The 12,265-nt window shown below is 64.1% G+C and carries 6 protein-coding genes; 1 reads left to right on the top strand and 5 read right to left on the bottom strand.

Features of this window, described 5'->3' with window-relative positions:
- The 5 genes from I55_RS10595 to I55_RS10615 all read right to left on the bottom strand — a co-directional run.
- A partial coding sequence (locus I55_RS10595) for a DUF418 domain-containing protein (RefSeq protein ID WP_159107158.1) occupies window positions 1-1,018 on the bottom strand: 1,018 nt, incomplete at its 3' end.
- Window positions 1,019-1,070: 52 nt separating this feature from the next.
- A complete protein-coding gene (locus I55_RS10600; RefSeq protein ID WP_252181104.1) occupies window positions 1,071-2,612 on the bottom strand; it encodes a tryptophan halogenase family protein in 1,542 nt (513 codons plus the stop codon).
- A 157-nt stretch (window positions 2,613-2,769) separates the two neighbouring features.
- Entirely contained in the window at window positions 2,770-5,703 is a 2,934-nt protein-coding gene (locus I55_RS10605) for a TonB-dependent receptor (protein ID WP_044560517.1), read from the bottom strand.
- 496 nt (window positions 5,704-6,199) lie between these two features.
- A complete protein-coding gene (locus I55_RS10610) occupies window positions 6,200-7,834 on the bottom strand; it encodes a tryptophan halogenase family protein (protein WP_044560521.1) in 1,635 nt (544 codons plus the stop codon).
- A gap of 88 nt (window positions 7,835-7,922) precedes the next feature.
- The gene (locus I55_RS10615) at window positions 7,923-10,793 is read right to left on the bottom strand and encodes a TonB-dependent receptor (RefSeq protein ID WP_044560518.1); all 2,871 of its coding nucleotides are present in this window, start codon (window positions 10,791-10,793) and stop codon (window positions 7,923-7,925) included.
- 933 nt (window positions 10,794-11,726) lie between these two features.
- Here I55_RS10615 and I55_RS10620 point away from each other — a divergent pair.
- Window positions 11,727-12,265: TonB-dependent receptor plug domain-containing protein (locus I55_RS10620; protein ID WP_211100309.1), on the top strand; the 539-nt coding region annotated here is incomplete at its 3' end.

The raw sequence follows: 12,265 nt of genomic DNA on the forward strand, positions 1-12,265 counted from the left end.
CATAGAACAGCGGCACGAAGACCAGCGCCTGGGTGACATAGCAGGTCAGGCTCATGCGCCCGAAGGAGGCGAGTGCCCGCAGCGGCGCCAGGGCCTGGATGCGGGGATACAGCAGGACGAAGCCGCTGGCCCAGATGGCCATCTGCGCCAGGCCGCAATAGGCGTTGGCCAGGTTGGTCACCTCGTAGGCCGTCATGGCCGGCAGGCCGGCGCCCTCCGCCAGGCGCTTCAGGGGATACAGCACGGCGAAGGCCAGCGCGCCGCTGGCCAGGATGCCTTGCAACAACCGGCGATGCCGCGCGGCATTCTCCAGGATGTGATTGCGGCCGACCACCAGGCCCACCAGGAACAGCCCCATCATCTGCAGGTAGCGGCCGGTCTCGATGGTCCAGAAGGTGCGGGCCAGCACGCCTTGCCACAGGTTGGCCTTCACCACGTCCCAGAAGCCGCCGTTGGCGTAGATGGGCATCAGACCCTCGTACACCGTCCAGTGGAAGGGGACGGCCGGTGTGGGGGCGGTGCCGCTCAGCAGGCCCGCCACCAGCCACAGGGTGGGCGGCTGGATCAGCAGCACGGCCGCCAGGGCCAGCAGCGCCCGGTCGCCCAGCCGGTGCAGCAGCACCAGCGGCGTGCCCATGATGGCCAGGATGGTGAGGATATCGCCGCAGTAAATCAGGCCGTGGAGATAACCGATGCCGAACAGCACCGCCAGGCGCCACAGGAAGCGGGCGGACGCGCTGCCCTCCCGCCGCGACCAGCTGCCCAGGATCAAGGAGAAGCTGATGCCGAACATCAGGGCGAAGATGCCGTAGGCCTTGCCCGCGAACAGGAAGAAGGCGGTGTCGTGGGCCGCGGTGTCGAACGGCTTCAGCCAAGCCGGCGGTACGGCCGCGTCGCTCAGGAAATCGAAGTGCTCGATGGTGTGAAGCAGGAACAGGCCCACCAGCGCCGTTCCCCGCAGGGCGTCGATGACGGTGATGCGGCCGCTGGATTCCCTCTCCGCCTTCGATGCGCTCATATCCAGCCGCCCCATTGTTCTTATTCCCCATCCGGCCATCAACCGGCGGCGGTCATGCTGCCACCGGCCGGTCGGCGCGGCAATGGCGGTTGATGAAATCGCGGTGGGTGGGCATGCCATCGGCCATGTGCCGGATGGCCTGGCGGATGCGGGCCAGACGGGCCGCCACCTCGGCGTCCGGCAACACATCGGCCACGGGGTCGTAGGACCGCGGCCACACCCCTTGCCCCAGGAAGACGGCCAGCCAGCTGGGCTCCACGAACAGCTGGTCGTCGAAGCGGGCGACGCGGCCCCGGGCGCGGAACAGATCCATCTTATGGCGCAGCGCGTCGGGGATCTCCATGGTGCGGCAGTGGTTCCACAGGGGGGAATCGTCCCGCTCCACCGCGTGGTAGTGCAGCACCAGGAAATCGCGGATTTGCTCGTATTCGATATTGGTCAGGCGGTTGTATTCATCCACCGTCGCTTGTTCGAAACCATCACGGGGCAGCAGCGACACCATGCGGAACAAGCCGCTCTGCACCAGGTGGATGCTGGTGGACTCCAGCGGCTCCATGAAGCCGGCAGCCAGGCCCAGGGCGACACAGTTCTTGGTCCAGGAATTCCTGCGGCGGCCGGTGGTGAAGCGCAGGGGGCGGGGATCGGCCAGGGGCTTGCCGTCCAGGTTGGCCAGCAGGGTGGCCGCCGCCTCGTCATCGCTGATGAAGCGGCTGCAATAGACGTAGCCGTTGCCGATGCGGTGCTGCAGCGGGATGCGCCACTGCCAGCCGGCCGCCCGGGCGGTGGAACGGGTGTAGGGTGTCAATTCCGCCACGCCTTCGCAGGGCACGGCCATGGCGCGGTCGCAAGGCAACCAGTGCGACCAGTCCTCATACTCGGCCTTCAACGTCTGCCCGATCAGCAGGCCGCGGAAGCCGGAGCAATCGATGAATAGGTCGCCGGTCACGCGGGTGCCATTCTCCAGCAGCAGGCTTTCGATGAAACCGTCGGTGGCGCGCCGCGCCACCTCCACGATCTTGCCCTCGGTGCGCTTCACGCCGCTACGCTCGGCCAAGTCCCGCAGGTAGCGGGCATAGAGGGCGGCGTCGAAATGATAGGCGTAGGCGATGGTCGGCGTACCGGGGCGGGCGTCGGGCGCCGTAGGCTGGAACTTGCCCTGGCGCGCCGCGACGGTGGAGGGGGAATAATCGCCGATGTCGCTGGTGTCGCCCCTCTCCCGCTGGCGCAGCCAGTAATGGTGAAAGGATACGGCGTCGATGGTGTGGCCATGCGGGCCGAAGGGGTGGAAATAGCGGTGGTTCAGGCGAGTCCAGTTCACGAACTCGATGCCCAGTTTGAAGGTCGCCTGTGTCTTGCGGACGAAGTCGATCTCATCGATGCCCAGCATGTGGTTCAGGAACTGGATGGGGGGTATCGTGGCCTCACCCACGCCGACGATGCCGATCTCCTCCGACTCCACCAATTCGATGGCGCCGTAGCGGCCCTTCAGCACACGGGCCAGGACCGCGGCGGCCATCCAGCCGGCGGTGCCCCCGCCCACGATCACGATCTTGCGCCCACTCGGCGTGTGTTGGTTCCGCATCGTTTCGGCCATGGTCCTCGCTCCCCGACGATAAGGATCGGCGGTCTTGTCGCCGCCTGGTCCGCCATCACCTTACGGTAGTGGCGGCCGGTAAAAAAAAGAAGGCCCCGCCTTCCCAGCGGCAAGCGGGAAAGACAGGGCCAGATGGCGGACTCCCCAGGAGAAAGCGTTACAGGGAGCCGCGGATGACGAAAGCGTAGCGCCGGTCGGCATCAACCCAGTTGTGATAGGTCAGGTGGCCCGGATAGCCGACCAGGATGCGGGTCTGCGCATCGGTCAGGTTGGCCGCCTCCACGCCCACCTTCAGGTAGCTGTTGACGGTGTAGAAGAAGGACGCGTCCAACTGGCCGTAATCATCGGACCAGGCCGGGATGTTGATATTGGCCGCCGACGTGGTCAGCAGATAGCGTTGACGCCAGTTGTAGGCCAGGCGGAACTCGAACGGGCCCTTTTGGTAGATGCCGGCGAGGTTGTAGCTCCACTTCGACATGCCTTCCAGGGGCAGGCTGGTGTTGGTCGGCGCGGCGTTGGTGACCTGGGTGGCGTCGTATGGGTTGGCCGCCGCGTTGCGGCCGCCTTCGCTCTGCACGAAGGTGACGTTGCCCTGGAAGCCCAAGCCGCTGAGGAAGCCCGGCAGAAAGTCGTAGAACTGGGTATAGCCGAACTCGAAGCCCTTTACACTGCCCTGGCCGGCATTATAGGGCTGCACCACCAGCACGTTCTTGGTGACGCCGTTGTTGGTGAACGAGACGTTCTGGGGCGACGTGGTGATGAAGTCGAAAACGTCCTTGTTGAACACGCCCGCCGTGATGCTGCCCGTTGGGGCGAAGTACCATTCGATGGAGGTGTCGAACTGGTTGGACCGCATCGGCTTCAGGTTCGGGTTACCGGCATAGCCCGTCCACTGATAGATGCAGTTGCCGGTGGCGCCGCTGCCCAGGCTCTGGCAGACGCCATTGCCATCCAACAGGCCGGCTGTCGCGCCGATGTTCAGCGACGGCTGAAGCTGTGAGAAGTCGGGACGCACGATGGATTGCGCGAAGGCGAAGCGCCATTGCAGGTTGTCCTGCAGTTTCAGGCGCAAGTTCACGCTGGGCAGCACGTCGGTGTAGTTGCGGCCGCCGCTGATGACGCTGCGGGCACCATTGGCAAACGCCAGATCCGACGACGGCGCCCCGTTGATGTTGGTGACGGTCACGAAATTGGCGGCGCCCACGCCCTTGGCATCGGTGTTGACGATGCGGAAGCCGACGTTGCCGTCGAACGCCTTGTTGCCACCGAAGAAGGGCACGTCATGCTCGAAACGCACCAAGGCGTATCCGGCCGTGGTCTCTTCGGTCTGGGTGTTCACGCCGGCACCGCCGCCGGTGATGGCGTTGTAGTCGCCGTTGAAGGGGATCCAGTTGCCGTAGGAGTCCGCCGCCGACAAGGCCTTCAACTGGGCCGCGACGCCGTTGTAGAAGCCCTTGCTCAACGAGGCGCTGGGAATGATGAACTGCGTCGGCACGGATATGCCGCCACGGTAGAAATTCTGCAACGGCCACTGGCTGGCCGACGAGGCGCCGGGTGTGGTCTGGTTCAGTGTCTGGATGCCGTTGGCACCCCAGCTCTGCACCACGCCACCCCAGTTGTAGTTGGTTTCACGGGTGATGGACTTGCGATCGGTGTGGCGGACGCCGAAGCGGAAGGACTTCAGCCAGTCGCTTTCATCGAAGCTGTATTCGGCGTCCAGGCGCTCCGCCCACTCATGCGCCTCGTTGTTGTTATGATAGTCCATCGCCGCGTTGTAGTAGTAGTTCGCGGGATTGGAGATGAAGCTGGTGTTGGCCGGAATGCTGATGGTCGGCAGGCCACTGCCGTTCAGTGTCAGGGTGGCGGCATTCAGGGGTGAGGTCAGGGCCTCGAAAACCGTGAAGTCCAGCTGCTTGCTGGTGGCGTCGATGTACTGGACGTCGCCGGTGATGTTCCAGTTCTTGGTCGGCGTCCACTTCATGTGCAAGGAATAGTCGGACGTGACCGACTCCTTGATGTCATAGCGGCTGTCGATGACGTCAGGATTGTTGGTGGTGCCGCCCACCGTGTCGGCGATGGTGCCGGAAATGAAGTTGCCCTGGGCGTCGTATTTGAAGCTGGTGCCGGCGGCGGGACCGTTGCCGGTGCCGGAGTCCAGGCCGATGGCGTTCTCCAGCGACTCCTCGGTCGCTTCCGACCGGATATACTGGGCCGTGAATTCCAGGTCGCTATTGGGGCGCCACTGCAGAGCACCGACAATGCCCTTGCGCTCACGGGTGAATTCCAGGCTGCGATAGCCCAAGCCGGTGGGGACGTAGACGGTCTGGCCAGGCACCAGGTCGGTGCGGGCTTGGAAGGGATTGACCGAAACCGTGTCGGTGCGGCTGGCGAACTTGCCGTCAGCCACGTCGATCAGCACGCCCACTTCACCGATGCCGGTGTTCCAGCGGTCGCTGTACAGGGCGGAACCGGACGGCTTGCCCTTGCCCACCAGGTCGCCATAGCTGTAGTCGGCGGAGTAGGCGATGATGCGTTCTTCGCTGTCGAAGGGCAGGCGGGTGCGCAGGTTGATGGTGCCGCCTATGCCGCCCTCGACCAAGTCAGCCGAGGGGTTCTTGTAGACGTCGACGCCGGCCATCAGCTCCGCCGGGATATCGGCGAAGCTCAGTGTGCGTCCGCTCTTGGCCGAGAAGCTGTCGCGGCCGTTGAACTCGCCACGCACCCAGCTAAGGCCGCGGACCTGGACGCCGTCACCTTCCACCGAGATGCGGTCCGCGTCACGCGGGTCGGGCGTGCGCTGGATGGTGATGCCGGAGATGCGCTGCAGGGCCTCCGTCACGCTACGGTCGGGCAGGGCGCCGATATCCGTGGCGGTGATGGAATCCACCATCTGTTCCGAGTTCTGCTTGATGGCCTGCGAGCTTTGGATGCTCTTGCGAAGGCCGGTGACGACGATTTCCTGCAAATCGTCGTCGGCCGCGGCGGGGGCGGTTTGTGCATATGCGAAAGAGGTGGCGGACAGCGTGCCAATGGTCAGTGCGGAGGCGCCGGCCAGCATAAGACTACGATACGAGCGTCGAGTGCGACTCATCGCGTTTCCCTTCCCTGATTTATATTATTCCACAGCAGAACTGTGGGTCTTTTTGCCAAGGCGCCGCTCTCCGGCGTCAGCCCGTGGTCATATAAATCCATATGGGACTTCTTGCGGGCGCGCAACCAAAGAATGTTAGCGGTCCCATCAAAAATGGTAGCGCTCCTTTACACAAAATTAGGATTCAGTCCCCGAATGAAATAACCAAACGCTCCATTGCGTATCGATTATTAAAAAAGTGCATTGAAATCCGGAGCATAACGGCCCGTCACACCGGGCCCACTCCATCCCGGGTGGAGTGTTGCGCGGATGTCGCTGTTGACGACAAAGAGAAGCGCGCCGGCGGGCTGGATGCAGTGCCGTGAACCTCACAAGGGGCTACGTCCGTATGCCGGGCCTCCTGGTCGGATTTTTCAGACAAGAGGTGGAACCGCCGGTGCCCGCGTGGCCGGCGGTTTATCAGACATATGCAAGGAGGGGGCTGGTGGCGGATTCGTCAGCGCGACAGTCCGGCCATGCCCCCCAGCAGGTTGGCCCGGGCGGGGGCCATGCCGCGGGGGCGCAGGCCATGGTGGTAGATCTGGCGCACCAGGTCCCGATGCCGGGGCAGGGCTGCCAGCGCCTGGTCGGTGTTGGCGCGGATGGCGGCGAATTGGCGGCACGCCTCCTCCCTGTGGCGGAAGGCGCCGGCCTTGGCGCTGAGATCGGTTTGATAGCCCATGCCGTAGAGCACGAACTGCCAGCTGGCCTCGCTGAAGGTGTCGAGGTTGAGGTCGAAGTCCAGCCCCTCTGGCGGGCGGTGGCGCCAGCGGTCCAGCAGGTCGTGCAGGGTGTCGGGGATGGTGGCGGCGTCGGTATTGTCGCGCCAGAAGGCGGTGTCGGTGCGCCGGGTCAGGCAGTAGTGCAGCTTCAGGAAATCCAGCGCGCGCTCATAGCGCTGGTTCATGATGTGGTTGAACTGCCGCGCCGCCGTGGCCATGTCGCCCGCCCAGGGGAACAGGCTGGTCAGCAGCACGGCCGCCACCTCCACCATGACGATGCCGGTCGACTCCAGCGGCTCGAAGAAGCCGTTGGCCAGTCCCACGGCCACGCAGTTGCGCACCCAGGGTTCCGGACGATAGCCCGCCTCGAACCGGAAGGCGCGGGCCGTCTTGCCCTCCGCCGCCGGGCCGATGTAGTCGCGCAGCACCTGTTCGGCCCGCGTGTCGTCGGTATGGTCGGAGGAATAGACGTGGCCGATGCCCCGCCGGCTCTCCAGCCCGATGTCCCAGGTCCAGCCCGCCTCATGGGCGGTGGACACGGTGTAGCTGGCGATGGGCGCGTCCGGCTGGTCGTAGGGCACCTGGAGCGCCACGGCGCGATCGCAGAACAACCACTGGCGACAGGACCGGTAAGGCGATTTCAACGCCTGGCCGATCAGCTGGGCATGGAAGCCGGTGCAATCGATGTAGAGGTCGGCCGTCAGCGTGCCGTGTTCCCGCGTGACCAGGCCGGCGACGGCGCCCGTCTCGTCCAGGGGGACGGCGTCCACCGTGTCGATCACATGCCGCACGCCCAGGTCGATGGCCACGACACGCAGCAGGCGGGCGAACCGGACGGCGTCGAAGTGATAGGCGTGGTTCAGCGGGGCGGCGTAGTCATCATCGCCCGACCGCTTGGGCGCCAGGGCGGCGTCGGCCACGCGCTTCTGCACCGTCAGCGCCTCATCCAGGGGCGTATCGCCAGCGCAGCCCAGCAGCCAGTAGGGCAGCAGGTCCAGGTCCTGGCGGGAGATGGCGGACTGGAAGGGATGGAAATAGTGGTCGCGCTGGCCTGAGCCTGGCGCGTGCTGCCAGTGGTCGAAGCGGATGCCTTGCTTGAAGGTGGCCTCGCTCTCGCGCATGAACACGGACTCGTCGATGCCGATGCGGCGCAAGGTGCGCTGGATGCTGGGGAAGGTGCCTTCGCCCACGCCCAGGATACCGATGTCGGCCGATTCCACCAGGGTCAGGCGCGCCCCGCCCGGTTGCGCCGCCGCCAGGGTGCGGGCGAGATAGGCGGCGGTCAGCCAGCCGGCGGTGCCGCCGCCGACGATCAGGACGTCCTTGACCGGCGTGTTTCCGGGGGTGGTCGTGGTCGCGGTGTCGGCCATGGGATGCATCCTTTTGATAACGGGAAACCCCCGGCCTGCGACAGGCCGGGGGTCCGGTACTCAAACGCGGCTGATCGGCGTTGGCCGGTCAGTAGGTGAAGCGTACCACCGCGCTGTAGCGGCGGTCGGCCACGAACCAGCTGCGGCCATACTGCTGGTCGCCGAAGCCCATCAGCGTCTTGGTGACACTGTTGGTCAGGTTCTGGCCTTCGATGGTCAGGGTGACATAGTCATTGAAGGTGTAGGCGATGGACGCATCCAGCTGACCAAAGCTGTCCGAGAAGACGGGCAGGTTGTAGGTGACCGTCTGGCCGGCGGCGTTGGTGTAGGTGCCGTTGGTGCCGTTGGCGGTCGGGGTCAGCAGGTACTTGCTGCGCCAAGTATAGGCCAGGCGGGCTGAGATCGGGCCTTTCTCATACATGCCGGTGATGTTGTAGTTGTACTTCGACAGCAGGTCCACCGGCAGGCCGGTGATGCGGTTGCCCAACATATCGTAGGACAGGTCGCCGGGGCTGCGGCTGTTGATGTAGGTGAAGTTGGCGTCGATGCCCAGCCCATCGAACGGCTGCGGCAGGAAGCTGAAGAACTTCTGCACGCCGATTTCGGCGCCCTTCACGTAGGCGGGCGAGGCGTTGAAGTAGCCGCTCGATGCCGCCGTCATCGTCTGGACCACCCCACCCGGCAGGGCGAAGGGCACATCCACCGACGTCACGCCGTAGGAGATGTAGTCCTTGATTTGCTTATAGAAGCCCGCGACGTGGAACTGGCCGTCCGGCATGTACCATTCGGCCGAAACGTCCAGGTTGTTGGCCAACTGCGGCTTCAGGTTCGGGTTGCCCGCTGTCGCGGTGGCGCCGGTGATCACATGGTTGCTGTTGGTGGTCAGGCTCAATGACCCCGAGGCGTTCAGGGCGCTGAAGCTGGGATTGGTCATCGACTGGTAGGCGGCGAAGCGCAGGTGCACGTCGTCGCGCGGCATGAACTGGATGTTGAACGAGGGCAGGGCCATCAGGCTGTTGTGGCCGCCGCCGTTGGCGGTGTAACCACCCGGCAGTTCGCCCGAGGCGCCGTTGAAGAACACGGTGCCGGTCGGCTGCTGGATGGAGCCGTTGCTGGTGTTCTCGTTGTTGACGATACGGACACCGAAGTTGCCGTTCATCTTCCAACCGAACAGGTTGTCGTCACCGAACCGCGTCATGATGTAGGCGGACTCGGTACGCGTCTTGGTGTGCGACACCGTGGCCGGGGTGAAGGCCACCGGCTGGGTGTTGTCGCCGGGCAGGCCATAGGTCTGGTGGATGGCCGTCAGGTTTTCCGGATAGCCTTCGGCCAGGGCCCAGGACGGGAAGACGGCTGCGCTGGGCAGCCCGGTGGCGCCCCGGAAGAAGTTGCTGAATCCGCTGACGGTGACGTCACCGGCGGCGGCGTTGCTCAGGTACTTGAAGGTCGACGGGTCGTTGAACGACGGCGTCAGGCCCACCCAGTTGTAGGTGGAGACGTTGTCCTTCTCCGTCCGGTCGGCGAAGCGGGCGCCGACCTTGATGGCGCGCAGGAAGCCGGACTCGGAAACCTTGTATTCCGCGTCGCCCGACCACGCCAGCTCACGGCCAATGTGGTTCTCAAGGTGATCCATGGTCGCGTACCAGATGGTGCGCGCCGGGTCGGCGACCTGCGACGGGTTGCTGACCTTGATGGACGGCAGGTCGCCGGTCAGGTCGATGGCGTAGCTGGGCACCGAAACCTGGGAGAACAGGTCGATGCGCTGCTGCTGTGACTGGGAGATGGCGTACTGGAAGTCGGTGTTGATGGTCCAGTTCGACGTCGGCGTCCACTTCATGCCCTGGGACAGGTCGGTGGTGACGTTGTGCTGGTTGGTCAGGCCCGGGTTGACGGTGGCCAGGCTGCCGCCCGACTCATTGCCGATCTGCAGCGGGTCCCAGCCGGTGGAGCTGAGGTTGTTCGACGTCAGCAGGCCGCCCGACGGGCTGAAGGTGCTGGTGCTGCCCGGGGCCACGTTGACGGCGTTACCGCCGGTGTTGTACACGCCGGCCTCGGTCGACTTGCTCCAGTAATCGGAGCGGAAGCCCGTCTGATAGAAAGTCAGGTCGGGGTTGGGCGACCACTGCAGCGCCTCATAGGCGCCCAGGCGCTTGCGGTCGAAGTTGCCCGACCGCCAGTCGAAGCCGCCCGGAACGTAGACGTTCTGGCCGTTGAAGGTCTGGGGGAAGTAGGGCTCGACCTGGATGGTGTCGTGGCGGGTGCTGATGTCGCTGTAGGCGACGTCGAACATGGCGCCGATCTCGCCGATGCTGGTCTGCCAGCGGTTGGCGTACAGCACCGAGGCGTTGGGCTTCGTCTGTTCGATGAAGTCGCCGTAGTTGGCGCCGATCGAGCCGCTGATCGTCTCCTTGTTGTAATCGAAGGGCATCTTGGTGCGCAGGTTGACCGACCCGCCGATGCCGCCCTCGATGACGTCGGGAGAGCCGCTCTTCAGTACGTCGATGCCGGCCAGCAGCTCCGGCGGCACGTCCTCGAACAGCAGCGCGCGGCCGCCGTTGGCGCTGAAGGCCTCACGGCCGTTCAGGGTGCTGCTGACCTGGGAAAGGCCGCGCACGGTGACGCCGGAGCCTTCCACCGAATAGTGGTCGGGGTCGCCCACGGCGGCGAAGTGGGTGATGGACACGCCGGGAACGCGCTGCAGCACTTCCGTCACGCTGTTGTCCGGCAGCTTGCCGGCGTCGTCGGCGGAGATGCTGTCCAGGATCATGTCCGCGGCGGCCTTGCGCTTGGACGCGTCGGACACGGCGAAGCGCTGGCCGGTGACCACGATCTCCTGCAGGTCGTCGTCCGCGGCGGCGGCTTGGGCCTGGGCGACGGAGGCGGCGGTGAGGGCGCCGAGAACCAGCACGGACGCGCCGGCCAGCACGAAGGAACGATAGGAATTCTGGGGCCAACTCATGGCGTTTCCCTTCCCTGGATTTATCTTATCCGCATGGGCCGGAGCCCACGCGCCATTCGCCCGGCGCGCCGTTGTTTAGTGCGTCACGCCGTAGTCATATAAATGCATATGGAGATTCATGCGGACCTGCAACGGCAGAATGGTAGCGCTCACATGAAAATTGTTACCGGTCCCTTTCCTTGCGCCGTTATTTTCCATTTTTCTTAATATTTTCAATGGTTTCAACTGAAGGTATGTGTTGCGGATGTGGCACAGGTGGCAATTTCAAAGGGTTCCCCACGCATCAGACCCCATCATCGCAATGACCGAAAACGCGGTACGTTCTGACCGCGTGCCTAGGGAGGGATATCTTATATATCCATGTTTTTATTGAGTTATCTCGGCAGCGCTCGCCCCATCCGCCCGAATTTCCCTGTTGATGCCCTTGCGGCGCAGACCCGGCCTCAAGCGACGCGTGCGAGGGCGGGGCTGGAGGCTGGGGTCTTATAGTCGACACGCATAGATGGCAATAAATTTTCGAGAGACGACTTAGCACATTTGTCGTGTCTCGCAGCCATTCTTGCCACATATCCCCGCAATATTGAATTATATTAAAGTATTTGCAGTGATGTTTTCTGGACCTCTCAATAAAAAATGTGACCGGTATCATAAAAGACTTGCGTCGCTCCCAAATCCCGTAAATATGACAATTGCTACCGACTGCGACATGAAACCCCGCTGAAGCGTGGGGGCTGGCGGAGCCCGTTTTGTTCCGGCCGTTTTGCTTGGCCGGGCTTAAGGAAATCTGGAGGGAGGTTAGTCATGGCCAAGTGTGTGGGCCGGCAGCCGTATGGGCTGCTGGGTGGGGTTTCTTTGTTCGCGATCCTGGTCACCGCGACCATTTGTCCGGCTTGGGCCCAGCAGGCGGTCCCGGCGCAGGAAGCGGATGACGGCTTGACCGAGATCGTGGTCACGGGCCTGCGCAAATCGGTGGAGGCCGCCGCCGCGCGCAAGGAAAAGGCCGAGCAGATCATCGACAGCATCGTGGCCGACGACATCGGCAAGCTGCCGGATGCCAGCGTGACCGAGGTGCTGCAGCGCATCTCCGGCGTCACCATCAGCCATTACGCCACCGCCAACGATCCGGATCATTATTCGGCGGAAGGCAGCGGCGTGGCCATCCGTGGCCTGAGCCAGGTGAACAGCCTGTTGAACGGCCATGAGAGCTTCAGCGCCAACAATGGTCGGGCGTTGAGCTTCGAGGACGTGCCACCGGAACTGATGGCCGCCGTCGATGTCTACAAGAGTCAGTCCGCCAACCTGATCGAAGGCGGCATCGGCGGCACGGTCGACCTGCGCACCCACATGCCCTTCGACTTCGATGGGCAGAAGATCGCCGGCAGCATCAAGGGCAACTATGGCGACTTCGCCAAGACGGCGAACCCCGAGGGCTCGCTGATGTACAGCAACACGTGGGAAACGCCCTATGGCCG

Origin of the sequence: Azospirillum sp. B4 (genome assembly GCF_000333275.1) — a bacterium.
In the GTDB taxonomy this organism is placed as follows: Bacteria; Pseudomonadota; Alphaproteobacteria; order Azospirillales; family Azospirillaceae; genus Nitrospirillum.